Origin of the sequence: Paenibacillus montanisoli, assembly GCF_003268025.1 — a bacterium.
Taxonomy (GTDB): Bacteria; Bacillota; Bacilli; order Paenibacillales; family Paenibacillaceae; genus Paenibacillus_Z; species Paenibacillus_Z montanisoli.
The window spans coordinates 210387-235807 of sequence record NZ_QLUW01000004.1 but is presented as its reverse complement, the minus strand read 5'-3'; the positions used below and the strand labels follow the sequence as shown (position 1 = coordinate 235807).

The window sequence follows — 25421 nt, the reverse complement described above, 5'->3', positions numbered from 1 at the left end:
AAGAGAGGTAACAGTTACCGCACATGCGCGGCAAAGCGTCGAAAGTGAGCCCAAGAGAGGTAACAGATGGGAAGGGTTGGAAAGGATATTGCCTCAAGAAGGCGAATGTATATCGACATGCACAAATGTCAAAGGAGGCATGAATGTGGAACGAATCCTACCCCAGCTTCTCGTTGGTCAGAACGGACTCGAAATTGACTCGGCACAACAATGGGAGGAGCTGCGCAGACCCGAGCTGCTGGAGTTGTTTGCCGAGCATGTATACGGTAGGCAGCCGTTGCAGCGGCCGGAAACGATGACGTTCACGGCAGCGTCGCAAGCCGGATGCTTAGATGGAAAAGCCATCCGCAAAAGCATCCATATCGACTTCTCTGGCGAAAACGGCGGGCAGGGCCGCATTCGCCTGACCTTGTATGTTCCTGCCGATGCCGCCGCGGGGAAGAAGCGATACCCGGCCTTTCTGCTCTTCGATCATGGCAGGCTGTCGGCGGTGCCGGAAGGGGATTCGCCTTCATCGCCTTTCTGGCCGGTAGAGCAAATCCTGGCAAGCGGCTATGCCGCGACGATGATTGCCGCGGAGGACATAGACCCCGACGAGCATGACGGCTTCCGCAATGGGGTGCACGGCATCTTCGATCCGCAGGATCGGCCGCGCGCCGCGGACGCTTGGGGAACGATCGCGGCATGGGCTTGGGGGCTAAGCCGGGCAATGGACTATCTGGAGACGGACCCCGATGTCGATCCGGCTCGGATCGCCGTTATCGGTCACTCTCGCGGGGGCAAAACCGCGCTCTGGGCCGGCGCGCTCGACGAACGCATCGCTATGGTCGTCAGCAACGAATCGGGCTGCACCGGCGCGGCGGTTTCGCGGGGAAAAGCGGGGGAGCGGGTTCATCAAATCAACAAGGCGTTCCCGCACTGGTTCTCTGAGAACTACAAGCGGTACAACCATAAGGAAGACGAGCTTCCGGTCGACCAGCACTTGCTGCTCGCGCTTATTGCGCCAAGGCTGCTGTATGTATCGAGTGCCGCCGAGGATGAATGGGCTGACCCGGTCTCGGAGTATTTATCCCTTCAACTGGCCGAACCCGTCTACCGGTTGTTTGGTGCTGACGGCGTGGCCGCGGAGCCGTTCCCGCAGCTCGATTCGCCGCTGCATACCGAACGCTGTGGCTATCATGTCCGGGCGGGACAGCATGATTTGACCAAAGTGGATTGGATGTATATCTTAGGTTTTGCAAATGGTCGCTTGTAATCATTCAACCTGCATTCGCGGGGAAGCGGAACTTATCTTCGATGGAAGGCAGTGTCTTGAGACCAATTTTGTTTAGATAAATCAAGCAAGCTTCAATCTCGGCTACGATTTCATCTGTATCGTTGTCTGGCGAAGCAGGCAAATGGCATACAAATAGCAGTAATTCCGATACCGGCAGCCGCCAAGCTTCAAGAAGGGATCGGCCGTTTACCGTTGCGGCAAAGCGCTCAAGGTTCGGTCCGTTTCCGCTGCAGCGAAAGCATTTTACCCGTCGCGAGAAAAAAGCGATGGCCCTCAGGTTTCCTTTGCTGGTCGTCTCTGCATCGCGCATATCCTGTAAATCGAACACGCAGCCGCGGTAAAACCCTTCAAATGGCTTGCCTTTGTGAACATAGGAAACAGGTTCCTTATCGTAGCCGTAGAGCAAAATATCGGGAAACCGATCATCCTGCTCGCTAAGCGGTCTATCAAAGTCGATCCCGATCATGTTGGCTAACGCTTTGATCTTCGATACAGGTCTGCAAACCGTGCCCGACCATAGAAGAACGGCTCCATGTTTAAGCGACAGTTCAGGTGCGATCATGCAGCCGGGATCGATATCGCCGATGACGGTTCCGGTTCCATTGCAAACGGGGCATCTTCCATTCGGATTGGATGCGGTGTAATTTTCGCCAATCCTTTCATAAAGCGAATGAAGATGTTCAAGCACTGCTGTTATGGTACCGACAAGAGAACCTGGTCTTTTGGCGTTAAACCGTGTCCGGGGGAGTGAATTGAGCTCCAAATGAACAACTCCATTCATCCAGTTATTGGGAACACCTAGGAATGTATTCGTCGATTCCACGCCAATTCCTTCCGGTACTGCATAATCCGTATATGAAAAAAGACCCGCCGCGGGCGGCGCGCATTTCTGCGCTCCGACCCTCGAAGCAGGTCTTTTTTTTCCTCGTGCTAGGCGAGCTTGAGCCGGATGACATTCCAGGAGGCTTTGCCCAAAGAAGCTTGAACGGTATTGCCGTCGATAACGGAGGCGCCCTTCGAATGAGGGGCTACACGGTCCGGTGCGTCTTGCGTATTGGCTGCTTTCAAATCGTCGCACTCCAGCACGATATGCTCCAGGACGCGGAAGCCGCCGAAGCTGCGCAGGTCGATTTCGAGCGGCAGCGCTTCGCTTAAGTGGCGGTTGACCGCGAACACCGTTACTTCGCCCGCCTCAGCATTGTGCACGGCAACCGAATCGAGATAGGGGACGTCGGTGTAATCTTTGGCATCGTATTTCGGCGATGAAATAAGCGGGACGAGCACCGTTCCGCGTCCGAAAATACTTGCGTGCATGTAAGGGTAGTAAATCGTTTGCTTCCATGCGCCGCCGCCGTTTGCCGTCATAATAGGGGCGATGACGTTGACGAGCTGCGCGAGGCAGGCCATTTTGACCCGGTCGGCCCGCTTCAGGATGCTTATCAGCATGCTGCCCACAAGCAGCGCATCCTCGTGGTTATAGACATCCTCCAGCTGCGGCGGCGCGACGGACCACGGTTCGATTCGCGAATCGGCCTCGTTGGAGTGGTACCACACGTTCCATTCGTCGAAGGACAGGTTGATCCGCTTCTTGCTCCGTTTAGTCGCTTGCACATAGTCGCAAGTGGAAATAACCGTATTGATAAAAGCATCCATGCCCATCGATTGGGCGAGGAAATTGGCGGTATCCTTGTCGCGGTTGCCGTAATACTGGTGCAGGGAAATATAATCGACTTCGTTGTAGCAAAGGTCAAGCACGGTGCGCTCCCATTCCGGAAACGTAGCCATGGTGAGGTTCGAGCTGCCGCAGGCAACGAGCTCGATGGACGGGTCGACCCACTTCATCACCTTCGCGCTTTCGGCGGCGATCCGTCCATACTCGGACGCGGTTTTGGCGCCGATTTGCCATGGTCCGTCCATTTCATTGCCGAGACACCAGGTCTTGATTTGATGCGGCTGCTTGTAGCCGTGCGCAATGCGGAGATCGCTTAATTGCGTGCCGGACGGATGGTTGGCATATTCGACAAGCTGCCGCGCCTCGTTCGGTCCCCTTGTGCCGAGATTGACGGCCATCATGGGAGCCGTGTTCGCCTTGCGGCACCAATCGACGAACTCGTTCAAGCCGAATAGATTCGGTTCGATCGTACGCCATGCGAGCTCGAGCCGTTTCGGACGCAGTTCAACGGGTCCGACGCCGTCCTCCCAATTGTAGCCGGATACGAAGTTGCCTCCCGGGTAACGGACGATCGGCACATCGATGCCTTTGATCAGCTCCAGCACGTCGCCGCGAAAGCCCTGCTCATCGGCGCTCGGATGTCCGGGCTCGTAGATTCCGCCATACACGGCGCGTCCCAGATGCTCGATAAAAGAACCGTAAATCCGCTTATCGACTTCGCCGACCGTAAAATCCTTTTCCACAATCATTTTTGCTTTCATAGCCATGCGATGCTTCACCTCATCATTATATTTGGGTTAATAAAAATATTAACTGATTAATGAGTAAACGATTCCTTTCTCGCTAATTAAACCGCATCCTGAGCCGGATGCGCAAGCTTTTCTTTTTGCAAGTTTTGAATTAATATATTTGTTAATTAATGCACTCTGAAAGGAACCGTGTGGAATGATCAAGGCTAATTTGGACCGCAAATGGCTGCCGCTCTATGAGGCGCTTGCGAGCGAGGTGCGGTTGCATATTTTGGAGCTGCTGGCGGTACAGTCCATGAATATTAAAGAACTGGCTGCCTCACTCGGGCTGAGCAGCGCCATCGTGACGATGCATGCAAGGAAGCTCGAGGCTGGCGGGCTGATTGAAACGAAGCTCGTCCGGCGGGGAGGGGGCACGCATAAGATCTGCTCGCTGGCTGCCGGCCACGTCGAGATTGCGATCCCGCAAACTGCGGAACCAAAGCGGGAATTTCAGGAGGTTTCGATTCCGGTGGGCCATTATACCGGCTTCGAGATCTATCCGACCTGCGGGCTCGCCACCGTGGAGCATATGATCGGCCAGTATGACGATCCGAGGTATTTTATCGAGCCGGAGCGGATGCATGCGCAAATTTTATGGTTCGGCAAAGGGTACGTGGAGTACCGGATTCCAAATTACGTGCTGCAGGGCCAGACGCTTGAGGAAATCGAAATTTCGCTTGAAATCGGCTCGGAGGCGCCCGGCGTTCGCGCGGACTGGCCTTCGGATATTCATTTTTACTTAAATGACAAGCTGCTCGGCGTTTGGACAAGTCCCGGCGATTCCGGCGAGGGGCGCGGCAGGCTGACGCCGGCTTGGTGGACCGTCAACCAATATGGCTGGCTTAAGGTCATCCGGATTACAAACAACGGCACCTTCCTGGACGGGCAGCGGCTATCGGACGTGAAACTGCAGGATATCGTCATGACGCGCAACGATTGGCTGCTCCGGCTCGCGGTGCCGGAGGATGCCGAGCATGTTGGGGGGCTGACCATCTACGGAGAAGGCTTCGGCAACTATAATCAGTCCATCATTTTCCGAACCTACCGCAGCACGGCGATGGTCTCTTCAGGTCAGCAGCTTTGATGCTATAGCAGCGTCGCCTCCGGTGTCTGCGGTCAGCAGCTTTGATGCTGCCCCGGTGCCGCCTTACGTCGGCTTTTAGCAGAGATTAGCAAAACATGTTAGGGTGAGAATGTGCAAAAAAAGGTAGAAGATTTGTCGGTGTTTGGGGAATCGTCTGTGCGAGGTTTCTATTATTCTGTCGCTTGTCATGAGGACGAGATGGACCTATGTAGGATGGAGATGCGCTCGCTATTCGGTGAGAATCCAATTAACGGCTGTGTGATCACGGATAAAAATATTGATCCAAGTCGTAGTCCTTTTATACGGGGGAAGCTCACGATTCGGCTCGAAGCGAACGATCCCGCAGGCATTGCCGAGCAGGCTGCGGATGCGGTCCGGCTGGAGGGGCGGACGTTCAAGGTCACGTTCGTTGGAGGACGCGTGAGTTCTGGGGAGGACGCAAGCGATAGCAATGGCGTCAAGGGGGGATTCGACTTTGATCGCCAGCGTGCGATCGAGAGGGAGATTGGCTGGCGGATCGTGGGGAAGGCGGAGATGCGTCGGCCCGACATTTGGCTTGGCGCAGCCTTTGCCGGCGGTCGCTTTCTGTTCGGGGAGTACGAGCAGAGCGAGGCGGTGTGGCTGAAGCATAACGATAAGCCTCAGCCGTATTCGACCGCGCTAAGCACGCGCGTCGCCCGGGCGGTTGTCAATATTGCCGCGCCGACGACCGATTTGCGGATTATCGACCCTTGCTGCGGCATTGGAACGGTGTTGATCGAGGCGCTTTCGATGGGCATCTCAATCGTCGGCTTTGATATCAATCCGCTCGCCTTGAAAGGAGCCCGCATCAATCTCGCTCGCTTCGGCATGCCGGATGTCGTCAAGCTGAGGGACATGACGAAGCTCGATCCGGCAATGTTCGCCGGACCGCCGGGAGGTGTCGTCGCGCCGCAGAATCAGTCTGCGGCAGCGGCAGGAGACCCGCGACCCTTCGATGCAGCGATTATCGATCTGCCCTACAATTTGTGCTCGAAGCTGCCATCGGCAGAGCGTCTTGCGATGCTGCGCAGCGCCGGCCGGCTGGCCGAGCGTGTCATCCTCGTCACGACGGAGTTGATCGACGATGATATCGCCGAGGCAGGCTTCGCCATCGCCGACCGCTGCGTCGTCCGCAAGGGCCGATTCGAGCGTCAGATCATCGCCTGCTACCAGATCCAGAGAAGCATGTGAGGCAACAGTTACCGCACATGTGCGCGAAAGCAGCGGAATCGAGGCCGAGAGAGGTAACGGTTACCGTACATGTGCGCGAAACAAGCGGAATCGTGGCCGAGAGAGGTAACGGTTACCGCACAGGGTTGGATATTAGTTAAAGAGTGTAAGAAGGGCCGGTCATTCAAGAATGACCGGCCCTTCTATGTGGACGCTACTCCCTCGAATACCCGATCGTTAGCGACAGCTCCAGGTGCGAGCCGCCCTCCAGCAGCGGCAGCTCCTCCTTGCGGACGAGCTCGCCCGTCAGCGCCATCCACGGCTCAATGCAGACGAACGGAGAGCCGCTCACCTGCCACAGCACCACATACTTGAACGCATCGCTATAGGACATCGTGACCGTTCCGCGGCCACCTGGGCCCGGGAACGAAATGTAGCGCGCTTTCGCATCCAGCAGGGCAACGGACTCCTTCAAACCGCTTAGCGGCACGGCACCGTCCATGGCTTTCACTTCGTTGTCATTGTAATCCAAGTAGCGGGTCGCATCCGTCCCGTACTTCAAATCCTTCGATTCGGAACGGAAATACGGGTGGAAACCCGCGTAGATCGGCATCGCCGAATTCGACAGGTTGCGGTAAGTCTGGCGAATCTGCAAGGCTCCGTCAACGAGCGCATAGGTAAACAGCAGCTCAAAATCCCACGGAAACTCGGCGCGCGTATCCTCGCTGCTGCACAGGCGCACCGTCAATGCTGCTTCACCGGCATCGGCCGCGTAGGAAACGACCTCCCATGCACGGTTGCGGGCAACGCCGTGATTGCGCATCCGGTATGCCGTGCCCTCCCACTCATACTCCCCGCCCGGCAGCTGGCCGCAAATCGGGAACAGGATGGGGTTGCCGCCGCGGATATTCGCCTCCGGGTCGAGGAACGTCGCCCGATCGAGATAAAACAGCTCCTCGCCGCCAATCACGCAGCTCGTTGCGATGGCGCCGCGCTCAGGGCAAATCGTGACGGAGGAATTCGTAACCGAATCCCTCAACGTGTACAGCGTGTACGTATCTACAGATTGCTTTACTTCATAGCGATTAGCACTCATGAAGGAGGCCTCCCCGAAAAAAATGTCAAACTATGCGAACTAGCATACCATATTGCGGCAGTGTACTAAAGCGATTTTAGACGCCAACGTATAAGTCCGCCTATTTTCGAAAACACTATATTGCATAAATGAATAGTGAGCGATATACTATAGCCGAAGAGCTATTTTTTTTGACCAGCTATTAAGCAATAATGAATACCTAACGATATGGTATAGGAGCGCTGACTTATGAATGTGCAGTTTAAGAAAGGCGTGCTCGATTTGTGCGTGCTTGCATTGACCGCGTGGGAGGACAGGTACGGCTACGAACTGGCAGTGACGATGTCCTCCAAGTTCGAGGTCGCTGTCGGCAGCGTATATCCGTTGTTGAGCCGGCTGACGCAGGAGGGTTATTTTTCGACCTATCTGAAGGAGTCTTCTGAAGGGCCGCCGCGCAAGTATTACAAGCTGACGCCTAAAGGGCATACGCATCTGATGGAGCTCGTCCGCGAATGGCGGACCTTCTCCGTCGCCGTAGACGAACTGATTAAGGAAGGTGTCGAACGATGATCAGAGAGCAATATTTAGGGCAGCTGTGGGAGCTGCTGTCGCCTGTGCCGGAGCATCTGCGCAGAGAGTGGATGTACGACTATGAGGAACATTTCCGCATGGCGGCCGAGCATGGGCGATCGGAGGCGGAAGCTGCTCATGAGCTGGGCGATCCCAGGCTGATCGCGAAAGAACTGCTGCTGAACTACCGCGTCGGCCAGGCCGAGAACAAGAGCGGCAGCATCACGCTGGTCTCCCGTGCGGTGCTCGCAGCAGTCAGCCTGGGCTTCTTCAATCTCGTATTCGTGCTTGGGCCTTATATCGCGCTTCTTGGCGTACTGCTTGCATTATGGGCGACCGCCGTCGGAGTCGGGCTATCGTCTGTCATGGCGATTTATGAAGGCTTGTATGGCGGCGGCATCACGATGCTGCAAGGCGCGTTTCTCGCGATGGTGCTGATCGCGCTGGGCATGCTGATCGGTGCCGGCGCGCACTGGCTGACGCGGGCCGTTGCGAAAATGACATTGCGCTATTTGAAATTCAATTCCAGAGTGATGAGGGTGAAAAAAGGATGAGAAACTGGATCATAGTTGCACTTATACTACTCTTCATTGGATTAATCGGCGCGTTCGGCACGTTCAGGGGAGACGGGGCATTCTCTTTCGGAGCGGAGAAGGTCGCGCAGGAGCAGTCGGTACCTGGGGGCGGCATTGAAGAGATTGCGCTGGACGTCGGCAGCATGGACCTTACGGTCGTTCCTGGCACCGGTGATCAAGTGAAGGCGGAGCTGACGGGCCGGGCGAGCAAGAGATACCGCGATAAGCTGAAGCTTCAGCTTCAAACGGAAGGCAAGGTGCTGCGCGTAACGGTGCAGGACGAGGTCGGGTTCACGATCGGCATCAACATCCGCAATCTGGATTTGCGACTGGAGCTGCCGCAGCAGCAGTACCGCAAGCTGACGCTGGATGCGGGAAGCGGCGATGTCGAATTCTCGCAGATTCTCACGGATCGCATAACGATGAAGACCGGTTCGGGCGATATGAAGCTCGCTCAGCTGCAGGCGCAATCAATCGAGGTCTCGGTCGGCAGCGGCAATCTCGGCTTTACGGATGTATCCGCCGACGATCAAATTAAAGCGGATGCCAACTCGGGCGACATTACTGTGGATGGCTTGAAAGCAAAGCTGTTGACGGTCGATGTCGGCAGCGGCGACGTCGAGCTGGCTGATACGGCAGCGGAGCTGAAAATCGAAACGAACAGCGGCGATATCGAGCTCGCTCAGAAAACGCTGGAGCATGCCGCCGAGCTGGAGACCGGCAGCGGCGACGTGTCGATTCTGACCGAGGAGCAGCCGTCATCGGCGCGCATGACGTACAGCTCCGGCTCCGGAAGCCTGGATAACGAGTGGGATGGAGGAGAGCGCATGACGGATGGGGATGACCGCGATGTCCTGACCTTCGGAAGCGGTGCAACCCAGCTGCATATTCATACAGGCTCGGGCGATTTGACGGTCGGCGCCAGATAATTCGGACCATAGGGCTCCGTTTGCTTAAAGAGCAGGCGGGGCTCTTTTATTTTGCGGCTAGGGAACTACATTTTACGTGCAGATAAACCGATATGTTGAAAGAAGGAAAATTTACCTATTAAGAAGAACTCATAGAATAGCGAATCCTCGCATAAACTTCGTTGTTTATGAACAGGGGGAGATGCTCATGGTAGAATCGCCGGATTTGCCGCTGCTGCCCTATCGGATTGAAAATGGGGTCAAATGCTTTGAGCTGGTTGCCGGTGTGGTTCAACAGGAGCTGCTCCCGGGACTATTTATGCAAGGTTATGGATATAACGGCTCGATCCCGGGGCCGACCATTGTCGTTGAGACCGGGGACATGGTTCAAATCCGGGTCATTAACCGGCTGCCGGAGCCGACCACCGTGCATTGGCACGGACTTGATGTGCCGAACGCCATGGACGGCGTACCGCCGTTCGAACCCTCGCCGCTGATCGAGCCGGGTTACGGATTGGATTATCGGTTTCGCATCGTCAATCCCCCCGGTACCCATATGTATCACAGTCATTATGAAACGATCCGTCAAGAGATGATGGGGCTTGGCGGGCTGCTCATCATAACGAACCGCCATGAGCGGCATACCGCCAAAGACTTCGCCTACATGCTGCAGGAGTTTCATTTGACAGGCTTGCCTAAAGGCGAGTTGCGACCGGGCATTTATGCCGTCGATCCGCTGTCGGACGGATTTAATTTTTTTACCATGAACGGACGCTGCTTCCCGAATACGTCGCCGCTTTACGTACGGCGTGGGGACTGCATACGGATTCGCCTGGCCAATTTGGGCATGCAAGGGCATCCCATGCACCTGCATGGCGTGCAGATGCTGGAAACCGCATATGACGGCAACGAGATTCCCCCTTGGAACAGGCTGCGCAAAAGCACGGTGTTCGTGGCGCCGGGAGAAACGCGCGATGTGCAGTTTGATGCTTGGAATCCGGGACGCTGGCCGTTTCATTGCCATATTCCGCATCATAATTCCAATAACTTCACGCTGCCGGCCGGCGGCATGTTTACAACGATTCAAGTTGGCGATTAGAACGGCTTTATCCTAGAAGGCAGATCTAAGTAGAGGGGCTTTAATTCATGCAGATGAAAGAAAAATCCGCTGTCGGACCGATTCTTGGCGTTATCCTGCCAATCTTATTGTTCGAAGGGATGCGCTCCGCCAGCGCCTTGGATATGACGGTTCAATCTCCGGAAGGGCACTTCCAGATCGTGACGCTCGTAGCGGCACTGGCCATTGTGGCTGCGATCGCAGTCGGCTTTGCCGGCCACCGGCTGCGCAACATTAAAGTCGGGTTCATGTCGCTTGCTTATGTCTCGCTGGCCGGTATGTTCGTCCTTCACGGGTTGACGACGCCGGGCTTTCTCATCCATGCCGGACATTTGCCGAGCGTGCTGGCGCAGCTCAGCGTACTCGTCACATCCGCCTGGCTGTTCCTGTCATCGGTCTCGACCGATCATATCGTCATTCGGCTGCTCTCCAGATTCCGGATATGGCTCATTCCGGGATGGCTCGCGCTGTTGGGGGGCGTATTCGTATTGTGCTTGCAGCAGCCCCATTTAATCGATCAGCTTCCATTGACAATGGATCCGTATAAATGGATTGCCGCTTCCGTTACTTGCCTGATCTGTTTGATGACGATGTACCGCTACTGGCAGTCTTACCGCACGGCCGGATTTCCGCTTCAGAAAGCGATGGTCTACAGCATCGGTCTCATTATCGCCGCTCAATACATTATCATTATGGGCACGCAGTGGAAGCTGAGCTGGTGGCTGTACCATGTTCTGCTGTTGTTCTCGATGGCCGTCATGCTTGCCGGCCTCCTCAAACAGTATTTCGTGCAGGGCTCCTTCAGCAATTCGCTGAAAGTTCTATTTCGGTCCGACCCGCGGGCTTGGCTTGAAGCCTGCAAAACGCCAAGCGTTCAGGCGCTCATAATGGCGACGGAAGCGCGAGATGCGTATACGGCCGGCCATAACAATCGGGTGGCGCTGTATGCTCTTCGCTTGGGCGAGGAGCTCAAGCTGACAAAACATCAGCTGCGCGCCATCGCGCAGGGAGGCGTCGTGCACGATGTCGGCAAGTTGAAGGTGCCTGATTCGATCCTGAATAAGGAAGGGAAGCTGACGCCGGAAGAGAGGTTTATTATCGAAAAGCACCCGTTGTCGGGCTATGACATGTGCAAGCGGCTGGGGTTTCTCAAAGACGAGCTGTCCGTCATCCGGTCCCATCACGAGAAGTGGGACGGCACGGGATACCCGGACCGGCTAAAGGGGGAAAGCATCCCGCTGCTCGCCCGTATAACGGCCATTGCCGATGTCTATGATGCGCTGACGTCCTCGCGCTCCTATCGGCAGGCCATGTCGCATGATGAAGCTATGGTGATTATCATCCAGGGAAGCGGCGTCCACTTCGATCCAGGTTGCGTCAAAGCGTGGCTGCGTGTCGTTTCAACGGATGCGGAGTTTTTCCAGGAGATTGCGGCGAACAGCAGGAGCTTGAAGCTGGTGCAAAAGCAGGCAGAGGCGCAGTAATAGGAATACGAAAAAATAGGCCGTCCCTTCAAGTAGAACGAGCTACTTGCGGAGACGGCCTATTTTATAACTAAAGAACGAATAAGTTTCACTGTACTTACTATGGCCATATATCTTGAGGCGTCACATTTAATTTGGATGCGATCAAGAGCGCGGTTTGACGCTGCGGTTTGCCGATCTTGCCGTTCCGGAGCTTGGAGATCGTTTGCAGCGAGATGCCGGTTTCCAGCGACAGCTGCTGCGCCGACATATAGCTGCGCGCCATCAGCACCTTCAAAGTGACCGATGGATCGACGGCTTCGGAAATGGTCTGGATATCCGTCACGACAAAGCCGAAGTGCTTGATTTCGCCATCGCCGTTATAAAATGGGCGGAACGTGATATGCAGCTCAAGCTGAGCCGTGTTGGCCGCCATTTTGGTTTGGACCACGATGCGGTCCGTACGGCGGTGAAGCGCGGCTTGCTCCAGGGCATGGACGAGACGCTCGCGGTCCGGATTATGGAAGAACATGTGGAGCGACTCTTGCTCGATGCGGTATAACCGATCGAAAAGCGGTGCGGAATCATGCTGATAGTAGCGCTCAATTACATACTTGTCGTTTAGTATTCCGGAGAACAGCACCTTCTTGGACTTGGCCATCGTGTCAATCCAGGTCTTAGCCGTGATGTCTTCTGCAGTGAGCAAGTAAGCTGGCTCTTCCGCATCCTTAACAGGCTCCCAAGTGAGCAGCAACCGCTGCGAATCCTCGGGCTTTGGCCGTTCAAGCAGCACGGTTTCGGAATGGATCGAAGTATGTAAGCCATCGTTATTCCAGGAAGCGAACAATCTGCTTGGCGGCATTCCGGCAAGCTCTGCCTCCGAGCAGCCGACCAGATTGGAGAAGGCCTTGTTCGCGCTGTTAAACCGCATGCCGTCACCCCGGCCGACAACAACTGCAAGCGGCGTTTTAATGGTATGAAATATAGCGGTCAATAGTGTCACTTGGCTATCCCTCTCAATCGTCTTAGAGCTAGTTTATAGAACAGTATAAGAGCGGCTAACTGAATTTTCAACTGGTTATTTATAAGTTCCTATGATTATTTATAAATTTTTTTATTATTCGCTCTTTAGGGGATGCTGTATGACGTAAGTGAGGCTTCAGATTTTCCGAAGAAAGTGCAATGAAGAGAACTTTTCAAATGAAGCTCTTTCACTCATAATAATACATAGTCTTGCATCTATGTACTTACATCGAGAGGGCGAAATGAAATGCAGCGAAATTGTATGATTCAAGAATGCAGCAAGCCGGTCAAAGCGAAGAAGATGTGCTCCATGCACCATCAGCGCTGGCGCCGTCACGGTGATCCGGTTGTGACGAAGGTCCGCCAACCCGCGGAGCCGACCGTTTGCAAGTGGGTGAAATGCGAGAAGACGTCGGTTAGCAAAGGCTATTGCTCCAAGCATTACTACATATATCGGATCCAGCAGCTGCAAGCGCAGCAGAATTCCTAATACAAAATCTCAATTGCTATTCTATTCATCAGTCGGCGTTCATTACATAAATTAACAATAATTACCGATCTATCTATAATCTACTATTGTCTATGGAAAATATTCCTATTATATACTAAAATAATAAGGAGTTTTGTCGATTTTTGAATCCTTCACGAGGTGAAGAACGCATGTACAAGATATTGGTTATCGAAGATGATGTGATGATGAGCGATATGCTGTCCATGTACATGTCTGAAGAGGGCTATGAAATACAACAGGCTGCATCCGGTGCACAAGGCTTGAAGCTGCTGGAGCAATTTTTGCCGGATGTCGTTTTATTGGATCTAATGCTTCCTGACTGGTACGGAACGGAGCTGTGCCAACGAATTCGCCAGCATTCCCCGGTACCGATCATGATCATTTCCATGAAATCCGAGGTGTCGGAGCGGGTTCGAGCGTTGCGCGCAGGAGCGGACGATTACTTATGCAAGCCCTTCAGCATGCATGAAATGAGTGCCCGCGTAGAGGCGCTGATCCGCAGGGCGAAGCTGGCTGTCGCTACTTCCGGCGGTTTGAACCATCAGGCTGAGGACGATCATTCGGAAGCGTCGATTCAACTCGATTTGGAGCGGCGGCGGCTGCTTGTGCGCGGCACGCTGGTCGAAACGACATTTTCAGAATTTGAATTGATGAAGCTCTTCCTTACGTATCCCGGTAAAGTGTATAGCCGTGAAGAATTAATAAATGCCATTCGAGGCTTTGATTCCTTTGTAACGGATCGGGCCGTCGATGTACATATCGTGAATTTAAGACGAAAAGTCGAGAAGAACCCGAAGGAGCCACACTACATCCGAACCGTCTGGGGCGTCGGATATAAGTATGTGACCGAAGTGGAATCTCCGAACTAATCATTATTATCCTAAGTCCTCTCTTAATCAGAGGGCTTTTTTGTTGCGCATTTAATTGTTATAATCTAACAATGCGTATGTCATACTTATTTCCTAGTGGAATTGTGAGGAATTATACCTATATCGAGATTGGTTGAATCATGAATGGGCCGAAAGGGGGAGAGGTATTAATGGAAAACCTCGATACAACCGCGCAGCGAGATGGCATGTACCGCCGCGGAAGCATACCGGCAGAGCAGGTCTACGATCCGTTAACAGGCTTGCCGGGACGCAAGGCTGCTTTCGCCATGCTCGCCAGAGCGATCTCGCTCGCAAGAAGCTGCGGCAGAGGGGTGCTGGCAGCGCTTGTCGATATGGACCGCTTCTATGTCATCAACGAAACGAAAGGGACAGCCTTCGGCGACGAGGCGCTTCGCCAGATGGCAGGCCGGCTATGCGAACTGAGCCATTGGTCGGCCTCCGCCTATCGGTTGAGCGGCAATACGTTTCTGTTGTTTCGGATTTACAAGCTGGAAGCAGCTTCGGAGGAAGCGGAGATGCTCATTAAAGAGCTCCAGCATTCGGTGGCGGATTTACTGCCTGTACGCGGACAGCTGCTCTTTCCTTACTGCAGCATCGGCGTCAGCAGCTATCCCGCGGACGGCGATACGGCGGAGAGGATTATGCGGCATGCCGATACGGCGCTGCAGCAGGCGAAGGCGGCAGGAGGCAACCAGGTAGCCATATATACCGAGGAAGATGCAGCTCAGCTCCACCGTACGGAGGAGCTTAGAACGCTGCTTCGCAGCGCGCCTGCGGACAATGAGCTAATGCTCTACTACCAGCCGGTGTACGAGGCTGAGGGGAGGCTCAGAGGCTTCGAGGCATTGCTGCGCTGGCAGCACCCGCAGCTTGGTCTCATCCTGCCGGCAGAGTTTATTCCGCTTGCAGAGCAAGGCGGCCAAATCGTAGAGATTGGCGAGTGGGTGATCCGTGAGGTTTGCGGCATGTGGGGCAGGGTAAGGGATAAGGGACATATGGATCTGATCGTTTCCGTCAATCTATCCCCGCTCCAGCTGGCTGCGAATGATTTTGTGGAGGCGCTGCAGCGCATTCTGATCGAAACGTCGATGCCGGCAGAGTGCCTGGAAATCGAAATTACCGAGAGCATCCTGATTGATTCGGGCAAGCGGATCTATAACGTATTGGAGCAGCTGAGGGAGATGGGTATTCGAATCGCGCTGGATGACTTCGGGGTGGGGTACGCCTCGCTAACTTATTTGCGGAGACTGCCGCTGCATACGCTGAAGATCGATCGATCGTTCGTCCAGCACATTGGTGAACAGCACGCGGAGACTGCGATCGTAAGATCGATGATTGCGCTCGTACATGAGCTTGGCTTTCAGGTCGTTGCCGAGGGCGTGGAGTCTGCGGAGCAGTTAGCGTTGTTAAAACAATGGGGCTGCGACTGCTACCAAGGCTACCTGCTGGGGAAGCCGATGAAAGAAGAGGCTATCGGTGCGCTTCCGGTAACGTTGGAGTCCGTGTAACGGAAAAAATAAAGGGCAGTCTGCACGCAAGACGCATTCGAGTGAAGGATGCTGACTTGCTGGCGGACTGCCCTTCTTCGTACGAGTATAGAACCAGGCATTTTGTGCTTTTAGCTAGCACACTTCGAGGTATAGCTTCGTGCCGTCGGTATATTGTAAAATAGCGACGTCGCGGATCATTTCGACCGACTTGATTCGTTTCCATTTTTTACGGAAATCAAAGTTGTATTCCATTTCCAACAGCTTATTGTGCAGGAGTTCTATATAAGACAGTTGCTCGGACGGGTAGTGGACTGGAACGGAACGATTTTTGAAGGTAATGACTTTTGTCATCGGTATGCGCCTCCGTTTACTTTTGTAACCACATTGTAATCCATATTTTTTAGTCTCTTATAAAATCAGAATGAAACTAATGTTTGTTTTACTTACCCTTTTCTAACAAATTCAACCAAATTTCGCCATGATAAGGCGGCTTCGCACCCCGGCGGTTCGCATGCGGGGCGACTGCTTAGCAGTGCGGAAATATCTATGCGTTGATGCGGCTTCGTACCGCGGCAATTCGTACGCGGTGCGAAGCTGCGCAAGTAATGGTATTATTTGCGATGCGGTACAATATTAATCCATGTCTGCGTCATAATCCCAAAATCAGGGTAATACCCAGTAACCGGAAGGCGGGGATCACGTTTTGACGAATGCAAAAGCATTGTTCGCCAACATTAGCTTGCTTATTGCACTTGCCTATATGTTTGATTTATGGTATCGCTACCTCTTCCAATACGCGACTAATCGCGTCAAATATAGCCTTACGGTCACGATGTTCATCCTTGGCGGATGGTGCGCGATGCTATTCGGTCCTCGGACAGGCGATCTGCATTTGCTTGATCTGCGCATTGCCCCGCTGATGATCGCCGTACTCGTGTTTCCGAGACCGGCCGTTATTACGCTGATTGGCCTTGGCATCGGGATCGGACGGTTGTTCTTTGATTTCGATGGGGCGGCGGTCTCGGAGTGTCTGGTCATGATCTTGATCGGCCTTGCATGTACGTGGCTGAGCAGCTGGCTGCGCTGGAAGCCGTGGCGGTTCTTGTGGAAAAGCATCATCACAGTGCTTGCCGTAAATATATTATATACCTTGTTTGTGACGCTGACGCTGCTCGCTATGAAGCTGATGCCAGTCGGCACGTACTTGCTTGAATACGGCATATATTCGCTGCCGCTGCGGATCCTGCTGAGCGCGCTGCTTATGTTTATCGTCAGCGACTTTCAGAAGGAGCAGCTGCGAGTGGACGAGCTTCGCAACATCAACATGCTGCTGCGCCGGCAGACGCGCGAGCTTCGCGAAGCGAAACGCGATGTCGAGGAGAAGGCGCGTGAGCTGCTGCTTGCGAATAAGTATAAATCGGAGTTTCTGGCGAATATGTCGCACGAGCTGAAGACGCCGCTGAACAGCATTATTTTGCTGTCGCAGCTCATGCAGGAAAGCGATGAGAACCGGTACAGCGCTGAGGATGTCCGCTATGCGGATCTTATCAACGGAGCCGGGAACGACCTGCTGCAGCTCATTAACGATATTTTGGACCTCTCCAAGGTGGAAGCCGGAAAAATGGATATTAACATCGAGCCGCTCTCCATCGAGGAGCTTGTCCAGACGCTGCATCAGCAGTTCTTGCCGGTTGCGGGGCAGAAGAAGCTGCTGTTTGAGACCGAAATCGCCCCTCATGTGCCGGATGCGATGCAAACCGATCCGCTGCGGCTCAATCAAATCTTGCGCAATTTGCTCGTGAATGCTTTCAAATTTACGGAGTCGGGCTCCGTGAAGCTGGTTGTCAAGCTTGATGGAGGCGTGCCGCTTGAGCCGGCGGCGTTGAAGAAGCGCACGCTCCGAAACTGGAATCCGGTGTCTTGGGGCCGGTCGGCGGGACGCATCGTATCGGTATCGCCGCAGCGAATCACCTTCTCGATCATCGACACGGGCATCGGCATTGAAATGGAGAAGCAGAAGCTGATCTTCGAAGCGTTCCAGCAGGAAGACGGCTCCATTAACCGCAACTACGGCGGTACGGGGCTGGGCTTGTCGATCAGCCTGCAGCTGGCAAGACTGCTTGGCGGAACGCTGTCCCTGGAGAGCCGCAAAGGCGAGGGAAGCAGGTTTACGCTGCGGCTGCCGCTAATGCCTCCAAGCGTGGCGACGACTTCGGAATCCAGCGGCTGATACGGCCCGATAGACATGTCCCCCGCGTCCAATCGCGGGGGGAAACTTGTCCTTGCTAAGCGGGGTCGAATGAGGATTGACTATAGTAAAATGATGCAGTATATTAAAAAAGTCACCGCCTTGCAGACGGGATATAGTGACATATGCTGGTGTAGCTCAGGGGTAGAGCAACGCACTCGTAATGCGTAGGCCGGGGGTTCAATTCCCTTCACCAGCACCACTGAAAGCCAATAACGTCGCGGTTTCCGAGATTTCGGGACCGCGCTTTTTTGTTATTCTCCTCTTGAAAAGAGAATAGCCCCTAAAGTTAGGGGGCTCAGGCTGTCGAAAAGTAATAAGGATCAATCGCGAGTCCGATGCTTGACTGACATCAGGCTTGTTTGTCGATTTCTAACGTGGAATCATCCACATCATGAATGACTTCGTGAATCGAAATTGCCTCATGCTGGCGAGCATAGCTAACGGTTGCCACGCACGCTATTTAGCCTCAAATGGCTCTTTTGAAAGGCTAACGGTTCTCAGAACCGCTATTTGGCGATTGGGGCAGCGAATTCTTCCGATTTGGGCCAAGTAACCCCTCTGGCGACCGTTAGATTTTAAGAAGGGGTATTTTTGCGCAAATAAGCACTGGAGCATCCGTTAGAATATTCAGGAGCCCCCTAAAGGCAGGGGGGATTTTGCATTTATTGATCATTTTTCTGTGCTCTTGCCTTCCCTTTGCGATAAGCCTCCACAGCAGCTCTAGCAGCGGCGTCAGCAATTGCAAGTTCTTCCTCGGTGTAATGTTCTGAACCACCATAGAGGACGCGGCCAGTGACAGGCGCTTCATAGCCGGCGGATTGGTCTTTAAGAGCGGGGTTATTCAACATTCTCTGATAGTCGATTGATGGTACGCGGCCAAGTAATTGATCCACGCTCGTTTCATAAAGAGTGGCCAATTTAACTAAGGTAACAGTGTTCGGTTCATATACGTCAGCTTCCCATTTTGAGATCGTCGTATTATCTATTTCAAGACGATTAGCAACTTCCTTTTGCGTTAATTTTTTTGCTCGACGAAGTTCTTTTAGACGAGTACCGAGGGACATAGTCCACCTCTTCAAATTTTGATTATTCATCAAATATCATACCATCAACGAGATGGATTTAATATTGACTTGATTAAAAAGCAATATTTACGTTGACAGTTGATTATGCGTCAAATATTATTAAGTTATTATTTGATTTAAGCTCAATTTTTTCGGAGGGGTGGCGTTCGTTTGGTGATCAATTACGAGAATCTTCGGATCATGAGAATTGCTAATAAGCTAACTTTGAAAGAAATGGCCAAAGCGCTTGGGCTCAACACGCCTGGCGGGTATTCAAGAATCGAATCGGGCGAGAATGAGTTGAAGGCGAAGCACCTCCCAGCAATTGCTTCTAAATTCGGCGTAGACCTGCATCAGCTGACGGATGATATTTTTTTTAAGAAAAAAGTTGATTAAAACTCAACAAACTAAAACAAACACCGGTGTACAAGATCACGTTGCAAGTTTCGAAACTTGGTAAAAAGGAGATGTTGCAATGAAGAAAGCTATCATTACTATATCTACCGCCAAACGTGCAGAAACGCCTAGTCTGCCGGATTGGAGCAACGGTGAGGCAATCGAATTGAATTATGATGCTAATTGACATCAAACAGCCCACACCATGCAATTCATGAGGTGGGCTGTACACTTTGAGAATGCCGCATAGGATGGAGGGTTTGAACGGTGAATCTATGGTGCAAATTGTTCCATCGGAGAAAGTGGTACGGACTTGATCGATGGTCAAAATGCCGAAAATGCGGGGCGACGCATAGCTAATAAGCCATCTGTGAAGTAATCAAATTGATCGCCAAATGTACCCCCATGACATAAAAACGGCTTGAATTCGTGGACGATAATCATGGAAGGCTCGCGCTCACGCAAGAAATGCGGCTTTCAGGTTATGCGATTGACGCAGGTATCTTGTCTTATACCAGAATAACCCTCCTTTCATAGATTACTGTAGTTCGTTGAAAGGAGGAAACCAGGTGTCAATTAAATTACAAGTGAAGAGTGTGCAAAAGGTTCAGAAAAAAAATCGCAGCAGCGCGCGCGTGTCGAACGACATGCACCGCAGCAGCCGGAGCCACTGCTGCAAAAGACGCGATGGCGCTGTAGAGGGAATCCAAGAGGCAGGTCAAGATCTAGCGGATTTGTTCTGTCAGCTTCGTTCGCCTGAGCAAGCGGCCAGACTCGTTCGGGCTATCCGCTGCAGAAACCGCAAGGTCGTAGAAGACCTGATCGGGGAAAACTGTCATGTAGTCTGTTTCTTCCACCAAGGCCGTTTTGCATGCGTTCGTATCGCGTGCACATTCGGAGAATGCTGCGACGTGCGGATTACCTTCGACATTTGCGTATCCATGGGCAATTGCAACACCTTCTGATTTGAATTGGCGAACCGTCTTCCTCTGCAACAGGCTGTTTCACTTCGGTGAGACGGCCTGTTTTTGCTATGAACCCCTCCTTATGCGGCGGCATAAACTAACTGGAAATAGACGTTGGTATAGGAGGGACATGTATGCCGGTAATTCCGAATTTTCCCGCATCGCTGCTGCAAGAGCATTTGCAATGGCATCACGCCAACCACCACGATCACCCGTCGCAGCTGCCCGCAGGGTATGGCGCGCTCTTTATGCAGTTTCACAGATACTTCATCAATAAAGCGCTGCAATGGTACCACCAGCAGGGCTATGATCCGCAGCTTGTCGCGCCATGGGAAAGCGTACCGGAAGCGATTCGAAATTCGCGCTGTTGGAATAAATCGGCGGAAGCACGCATTCTCAATAATCCGCAATCGTTTGCTACGCTGGATCAGCTCGGCTTATTCATCGAGGGCTCGAACTTGCACGGATGCTTGCACCAAGAATCAGCAAAATTGTACGGCGAGGAGATCATGAACGACTTCGATTCTGCGCCGCAAAGCACGATCTTCTATCAAATTCACGGGATGCTCGATAACTGGTATAAAAACTGGGAGCGCGCCATAAGCCAGAAAAGCATCGGGGGAGGAAGAGGGGCGGTAGCCAGCACGCCGCCGCGGTATTCCAAGTCCGGCCTCGGCACGAAGCGGGGGCATATAAGCGAAACGCCGCGCCATATGCGGCGCGGCGTCAATACAAGCGGCACGGCGCTGCTGCTTACAAGTGGAGCAGCAACGCGCGGAACACGCCGGAATAGTAGCTTGAAGGCCTCGTCACGAACTCAGAAGCCTTCACTTGAATCTCGGATGCAACCGGATGGCGGCCTGCATCAAGCCGGAAACCGGCCGCCGCTGCGTGATCCCGCTCTCCGTCAAACAGCGCGATCATCACGCTTAAGTCGGCTTCGTACACCCCGGCCACTTCCTCCGCTTGCAGGGTTAACGAAGCGAGCGGCGCGTCGTAAACAAAGCCGAACACCCCGCTGATCTCGCGGTCGATAAATGCGGCTCCCTTGGCGAAGCCGGTCGCTTCATGGCGCGCTTCGCCAAGCGGAATCAACGTCTCGAACGGAACCGGTACGCCGAGCTCTTCTTCGATTTCGCGGGCTGCCTCCCGCATCGTTTCTCCCGCCGTCAGATGACCGGCGGCGGTAATGTCATAGTAGCCCGGAAACGTATCCTTGTCCGTGCTGCGCCGCTGAAACAGCACAAGCTTGCGTTCGCCTTCGCGGCGCACCAGCCAGCAATGGATGGAGCGGTGCCAGAGCCCGCGGGCATGCACCTCGCTGCGCGGGGCAGACCCGAGCCATGTGCCGGCCTCATCGTAGTAATCGAAGCGTTCTTCGCCTGCCATCGGCTAGGACAAGCCTTCCTGCAGCTCGGCCGGCTCGTCGCGCAGGTGGGAGGTGCAGTGGCCGCAGCGGGTCGCTTTGATCGGAATTTTGGACAAGCAGTATGGGCATGTCTTTTCCGTAGGCTCTTCAGGCGCCTTCACCGGCTCCGGATTACCTAGCCGTCTTAGCGTGTTGGCACCCTTCACGATCAGGAAGATACAGAACGCAACGATGGTGAAATCCAGGATGACGTTCAGGAAATTGCCGTAGGCGAGAACGGATATGGATGCTTTCTGGGCTTCGGCCAATGTCGATGGCGTCGCTTGATCCGCTTTGAGTTCGGATAGAATGAAAAACTTATCGACCAAATTCACATTGCCGAGAAGCTTGCTGATCGGCGGCATGATGATGTCGTTGACGAGCGAGGTGACGATTTTGCCGAACGCGCCGCCGATGATGACCCCGACGGCTAGATCGAGCACGTTGCCGCGGACGGCGAATTCTTTGAACTCTTTTAAAATTTTAACCATATGTAGTCCTCTCCTTTACATGCAATATTATAACGCACCTTGAGGCGATTCAACAGCCTTGCTGTCGTCATCTGGCAATTCCGTCACTTTCCTGTCGCGGAAAAAAGGATAATTTGGAAATCTGTCGAATTCCAATTCTCAAGCCCTAATTTACCAAAAATCTATCGTTATCGGAGAGTCATAATGAGCGAGCTAATGATAGGCGAGAAGTGGATGCTGCTGGCGCTGGCGCTTGCTATCAATTTGTTTGCGTCCATCACCATGTACAGCATGATCGGTCATCTCCAAATGTTGCGCATCATGCGCCAATACTGGCTGCTTAGCGGAGCGCTTGTTTATGGTCTCGGCCTTTGGGTAAGCCATTTTATCATTTTGTTGACGTCGAACTCCATGATCATGCTCGATTGGACCATTATCGTCAAGCTGTTCGGCATTATGGCAAGCGCCTACGGATCGTTCAGGCTGCTTGGCTCCCGGGCGCCGCACGCGGTTCGTTTACTAGGCAGCAGTCTGTTGATGGCGCTTGGGACAGGCTCGTTGATCTACTCCACCTTGCTTAGCACGCAAATCGAGGAATACAGCATCGATATTAGCCTTGCGTGCATAGGCTTCCTTTTTAGCTATTTTGGAACGGCCTGTTCTTTCTATATTTTCGAGCGTAAGAACGGTTATATCCTGCTTGCGGGCTTGCTGCTCGGCTTCACGGGCATCATCATGCAGCTGATCGGGCTGGAAATGGTCACGGTTATCTACTCGGTGGTGCTCACGGCAGACCGGCTAAACGATTACATGAAGCTGCTCTCGATCGTGCTCGGTCTTGCCACGCTCGTCATCTTCGTCTTCAGCTTGGTCGCCCGCTATGTGGATCGCCGCTATACGGCTATGAATGAGCGGTATAAGCTGCTGGTCGAAACATCGATCGACATGATTGCGATCATTCATGACGAGAAATGGGAATACATCAACCGTTCCGGCCTGCATATGTTTGAAGCGGACGATGAAAGCGATATGCTCGGCAAGCCGGTCTACCAATTTCTGCAGCCCAAATATCATACGCTGATGAAGCGGATGCTCCAGGTGACGAAGCAGCGGGCGAGGCAAAGCCCGATCGAGCTCGATTGGTATACGGTTCAAGGAAAGCCGCTCCATACGGAGGTCATTGAGACAAGCACGAAGCTGTCGGGGAAGTCGGTGTTTCAAGTCATTATTCGCGATATCTCGGAACGGAAGAAGAACGAGGAGCTGCTCATCAATTCCGAGAAGCTGTACGTTGCAGGCCAGCTGGCGGCGGGCATCGCACATGAGATTCGCAATCCGCTGACCTCATTGAAGGGATTCCTTCAGCTCATTGCCTCGGGACGCGGCAATAGTAAAAACTACTACGACATCATGAAATCGGAGCTCAACCGGATCGAATCGATCGTCAGCGAGCTGCTGATGCTGTCCAAGCCGCAAATTTACGAGATGGCTTATAAAGACATCCGAACGATCATGAGGGATACGATCACGCTGCTGGAGACGCAGGCGATTTTGCACAGCATCGAGATTGAATCGCATTTCAGCGAGGAAACGTTGTGGGTACGGGGCGTTGAGAATCAGCTCAAGCAGGTCTTCATCAACGTGCTTAAGAACGCCATCGAGGTGATGCAGGACGGTGGCACCATTACCGTCACCTGTATGCGGGACCAGTCGCGGATCATTGCGCGGATCGCCGACCGCGGTCCGGGCATTCCGGAGGAGCAGCTGTCCAAGATCGGACAGCCGTTCTATACGACGAAGGAGAAGGGGACGGGGCTTGGCCTCATGGTCACCTATAAAATCGTCGATAATCACCAGGGCAGCATCGAAGTGAACAGCCGCGTGGGCGAAGGCACGACGTTTGATATTATTTTGCCGTATCAGGAGCCTATCGAAGTGACGGATGTGCAGGCTTGGAGCAAGGTGACTCCGATCCAGCGGCTACGCCACGACGACGAAAACGCATCATGACTAAGGCAGTCAGGATGCGCTCTGGATTAAATCAGCCGGTTACCGCACTAAGCAATAAGAGGCGGTGGCCGGCTGATTCTGCGTATAGCGGGGCTTCGCCGACCGGCTCGCCGTCGCCGTAGATAGCGAGGGCATCCGTACCGGCTTGCGGCTCGGCCGCGACGGAAACGGGTCTGCCGCGCAGCATCTTCACGTACGGCAGCCGTGTATGGGTTCCGCTTAGCAGCGTAGGGAACAAGCGCAGCAGCTGCAGCGGCGTGCACGTGTGGACGACGCACACGTCGAGCAGGCCGTCAGTCGGCGAGGCGTTCGGGCAGATGCGCAGGCCGCCTCCGTAGGCCGGCACGCTGCACACCGCCGCCATCCAGCCGCGTTCGAAGCGGTGAGGCGTGCCGTCCACTGTCACCGTGAGCTGTCGCTGCCGGTAAGTCAGCAGGATTTGCAGGAGGCCGATCAAGTAAGCAACGGAGCCGACGCCAAGCAAGTTGCAGAGTGTCTTGTGAGCCGACCGGTTGACCGCATCGGCGATTGCGGCGTCGAAGCCGACGGCAAGCGCGGTCAGGACGGGGCGTTCCGCCGCCGTTCCGCCGCCATGCGCTGCTTTGGCGCTGCGCAGCAGAATGAGATCGACCGGCATGGCATGGCCGGCGAGAATGCGCGCGAGCGCATCAAGCGGCTTCGCCGGGACCCCGAAGGCGCGGGCGGAATCGTTGCCGGAGCCCGATGGAATGATGCCAAGCGGCACGCCGCTGTCAACCAAAGCCGGCAGTACGCTGTGAATCGTTCCATCCCCGCCGATCACGCAGACCGCTTTCACTCCGGTGCGAGGCTGGGTGGCGGCCCCCGCCCCTTCCGTCTCTGCCAACGAGTCCGCCGCCTCCGCAGAGCCGCCGTGTTCCGCGAATGCGGCGATCAGCCAACGAATTTCCGCATCTGCCTCCTCGGGTGATCCAGCCATGACCGCTCGATAAGGAACTCCGCGTTTTACAAGCTCGGCTTCCACGCGCCTCCATACCTTTTTCCCCCGGCCGCCGCCGGATTTCTCGTTAACGGCAAAAATCCACATGATGCTGACTCCTCCTCTGATGTGCTCATTATAAAGGGGACGGACAGAGCTGGAAACTTCTTTTTGCTACGGAATCGGCTATAATAGGGAAGGAGGCGAATACATAGAAATGGAAGAAACTAGTACACCCATTCAGGATTCGCCGTTCTTGCGGC

At 53.9% G+C, this 25421-nt stretch carries 25 protein-coding genes and 1 tRNA gene; 16 read left to right on the top strand and 10 right to left on the bottom strand.

All coding sequences use genetic code 11. The annotated features are described in order from the left end of the window. Positions 1 to 145: 145 nt before the first annotated feature. On the top strand, positions 146 to 1255 hold the full coding sequence (locus DL346_RS20750) for an alpha/beta hydrolase family protein (protein WP_420849587.1): 1110 nt from the start codon (positions 146 to 148) through the stop codon (positions 1253 to 1255). Between the two features lie 4 nt (positions 1256 to 1259). Here DL346_RS20750 and DL346_RS20745 read toward each other — a convergent pair whose 3' ends face one another. After that, positions 1260 to 2039 (bottom strand): hypothetical protein, encoded by a 780-nt coding sequence (locus DL346_RS20745; RefSeq protein WP_133257549.1) that lies wholly within the window; start codon positions 2037 to 2039, stop codon positions 1260 to 1262. A 167-nt stretch (positions 2040 to 2206) separates the two neighbouring features. Then, positions 2207 to 3715, bottom strand: coding sequence for an arabinosylfuranosidase ArfA (arfA, locus tag DL346_RS20740; RefSeq protein WP_112884286.1), 1509 nt, complete (start codon positions 3713 to 3715; stop codon positions 2207 to 2209). Positions 3716 to 3893: 178 nt separating this feature from the next. Between arfA and DL346_RS20735 the strand changes: the two genes are divergently transcribed. Then, a complete protein-coding gene (locus DL346_RS20735; protein ID WP_112884285.1) occupies positions 3894 to 4823 on the top strand; it encodes an ArsR/SmtB family transcription factor in 930 nt (309 codons plus the stop codon). Between the two features lie 213 nt (positions 4824 to 5036). Next, positions 5037 to 6035, top strand: coding sequence for a TRM11 family SAM-dependent methyltransferase (locus tag DL346_RS20730; RefSeq protein ID WP_240633335.1), 999 nt, complete (start codon positions 5037 to 5039; stop codon positions 6033 to 6035). 193 nt (positions 6036 to 6228) lie between these two features. Here DL346_RS20730 and DL346_RS20725 read toward each other — a convergent pair whose 3' ends face one another. Next, positions 6229 to 7110 (bottom strand): aldose epimerase family protein, encoded by an 882-nt coding sequence (locus tag DL346_RS20725; RefSeq protein WP_112884283.1) that lies wholly within the window; start codon positions 7108 to 7110, stop codon positions 6229 to 6231. A gap of 228 nt (positions 7111 to 7338) precedes the next feature. Between DL346_RS20725 and DL346_RS20720 the strand changes: the two genes are divergently transcribed. From DL346_RS20720 to DL346_RS20700, 5 genes are all read left to right on the top strand, one after another. After that, a complete protein-coding gene (locus DL346_RS20720) occupies positions 7339 to 7659 on the top strand; it encodes a PadR family transcriptional regulator (RefSeq protein ID WP_112884282.1) in 321 nt (106 codons plus the stop codon). Continuing rightward, complete coding sequence (locus DL346_RS20715) at positions 7656 to 8213, top strand: HAAS signaling domain-containing protein (protein WP_112884281.1); 558 nt, start codon at positions 7656 to 7658, stop codon at positions 8211 to 8213. Before DL346_RS20720 ends, DL346_RS20715 begins: the two co-directional genes overlap by 4 nt. Continuing rightward, positions 8210 to 9163, top strand: a complete 954-nt coding sequence (locus DL346_RS20710; protein ID WP_112884280.1) for a DUF4097 family beta strand repeat-containing protein — start codon at positions 8210 to 8212, stop codon at positions 9161 to 9163. Before DL346_RS20715 ends, DL346_RS20710 begins: the two co-directional genes overlap by 4 nt. 187 nt (positions 9164 to 9350) lie before the next feature. Continuing rightward, positions 9351 to 10241: a multicopper oxidase family protein gene (locus DL346_RS20705; protein ID WP_112884279.1), complete on the top strand. Its 891-nt coding sequence runs from the start codon at positions 9351 to 9353 to the stop codon at positions 10239 to 10241. A gap of 47 nt (positions 10242 to 10288) precedes the next feature. Further along, positions 10289 to 11743 carry an HD-GYP domain-containing protein gene (locus DL346_RS20700; RefSeq protein WP_112884278.1) on the top strand — a complete coding sequence of 485 codons (1455 nt, stop codon included), beginning with the start codon at positions 10289 to 10291 and terminating at the stop codon, positions 11741 to 11743. A 100-nt stretch (positions 11744 to 11843) separates the two neighbouring features. Here DL346_RS20700 and DL346_RS20695 read toward each other — a convergent pair whose 3' ends face one another. Further along, entirely contained in the window at positions 11844 to 12725 is an 882-nt protein-coding gene (locus DL346_RS20695; protein WP_112884277.1) for a helix-turn-helix domain-containing protein, read from the bottom strand. Between the two features lie 267 nt (positions 12726 to 12992). Between DL346_RS20695 and DL346_RS20690 the strand changes: the two genes are divergently transcribed. From DL346_RS20690 to DL346_RS20680, 3 genes are all read left to right on the top strand, one after another. After that, the gene (locus DL346_RS20690; RefSeq protein WP_112884276.1) at positions 12993 to 13235 is read left to right on the top strand and encodes a hypothetical protein; all 243 of its coding nucleotides are present in this window, start codon (positions 12993 to 12995) and stop codon (positions 13233 to 13235) included. A gap of 170 nt (positions 13236 to 13405) precedes the next feature. After that, entirely contained in the window at positions 13406 to 14125 is a 720-nt protein-coding gene (locus tag DL346_RS20685; RefSeq protein ID WP_112884275.1) for a response regulator transcription factor, read from the top strand. 170 nt (positions 14126 to 14295) lie between these two features. Beyond that, positions 14296 to 15654 (top strand): putative bifunctional diguanylate cyclase/phosphodiesterase, encoded by a 1359-nt coding sequence (locus DL346_RS20680; RefSeq protein WP_165822602.1) that lies wholly within the window; start codon positions 14296 to 14298, stop codon positions 15652 to 15654. A gap of 114 nt (positions 15655 to 15768) precedes the next feature. Here the strand turns inward: DL346_RS20680 and DL346_RS20675 are convergent, their stop codons facing one another. Next, positions 15769 to 15987 (bottom strand): hypothetical protein, encoded by a 219-nt coding sequence (locus tag DL346_RS20675; RefSeq protein ID WP_112884273.1) that lies wholly within the window; start codon positions 15985 to 15987, stop codon positions 15769 to 15771. A gap of 352 nt (positions 15988 to 16339) precedes the next feature. Between DL346_RS20675 and DL346_RS20670 the strand changes: the two genes are divergently transcribed. Both DL346_RS20670 and DL346_RS20665 read left to right on the top strand, forming a co-directional pair. Then, positions 16340 to 17866: a sensor histidine kinase gene (locus tag DL346_RS20670; protein WP_112884272.1), complete on the top strand. Its 1527-nt coding sequence runs from the start codon at positions 16340 to 16342 to the stop codon at positions 17864 to 17866. Positions 17867 to 18011: 145 nt separating this feature from the next. Then, a tRNA-Thr gene (locus DL346_RS20665) sits at positions 18012 to 18086 on the top strand. Positions 18087 to 18549: 463 nt separating this feature from the next. Here DL346_RS20665 and DL346_RS20660 read toward each other — a convergent pair. Further along, positions 18550 to 18951 carry a helix-turn-helix domain-containing protein gene (locus DL346_RS20660; protein WP_165822601.1) on the bottom strand — a complete coding sequence of 134 codons (402 nt, stop codon included), beginning with the start codon at positions 18949 to 18951 and terminating at the stop codon, positions 18550 to 18552. Between the two features lie 174 nt (positions 18952 to 19125). Here DL346_RS20660 and DL346_RS20655 point away from each other — a divergent pair, with 174 nt between their 5' ends. Next, complete coding sequence (locus DL346_RS20655) at positions 19126 to 19347, top strand: helix-turn-helix domain-containing protein (protein ID WP_276311578.1); 222 nt, start codon at positions 19126 to 19128, stop codon at positions 19345 to 19347. Between the two features lie 569 nt (positions 19348 to 19916). After that, a complete protein-coding gene (locus DL346_RS20650; protein ID WP_112884270.1) occupies positions 19917 to 20312 on the top strand; it encodes a hypothetical protein in 396 nt (131 codons plus the stop codon). 80 nt (positions 20313 to 20392) lie between these two features. Here the strand turns inward: DL346_RS20650 and DL346_RS28815 are convergent, their stop codons facing one another. The 3 genes from DL346_RS28815 to mscL all read right to left on the bottom strand — a co-directional run bounded on the left by DL346_RS28815 (position 20393) and on the right by mscL (position 22211). Further along, positions 20393 to 20722: a hypothetical protein gene (locus tag DL346_RS28815; protein ID WP_133257548.1), complete on the bottom strand. Its 330-nt coding sequence runs from the start codon at positions 20720 to 20722 to the stop codon at positions 20393 to 20395. Between the two features lie 343 nt (positions 20723 to 21065). Next, the gene (locus tag DL346_RS20645) at positions 21066 to 21701 is read right to left on the bottom strand and encodes an NUDIX hydrolase (protein ID WP_112884269.1); all 636 of its coding nucleotides are present in this window, start codon (positions 21699 to 21701) and stop codon (positions 21066 to 21068) included. 3 nt (positions 21702 to 21704) lie between these two features. Beyond that, entirely contained in the window at positions 21705 to 22211 is a 507-nt protein-coding gene (gene mscL / locus DL346_RS20640) for a large conductance mechanosensitive channel protein MscL (RefSeq protein WP_112884268.1), read from the bottom strand. A gap of 183 nt (positions 22212 to 22394) precedes the next feature. Between mscL and DL346_RS20635 the strand changes: the two genes are divergently transcribed. Further along, a complete protein-coding gene (locus DL346_RS20635) occupies positions 22395 to 24200 on the top strand; it encodes an ATP-binding protein (protein ID WP_112884267.1) in 1806 nt (601 codons plus the stop codon). Positions 24201 to 24231: 31 nt separating this feature from the next. Here DL346_RS20635 and DL346_RS20630 read toward each other — a convergent pair whose 3' ends face one another. Further along, a complete protein-coding gene (locus DL346_RS20630; RefSeq protein WP_112884266.1) occupies positions 24232 to 25266 on the bottom strand; it encodes a diacylglycerol/lipid kinase family protein in 1035 nt (344 codons plus the stop codon). Positions 25267 to 25421 lie beyond the last annotated feature (155 nt).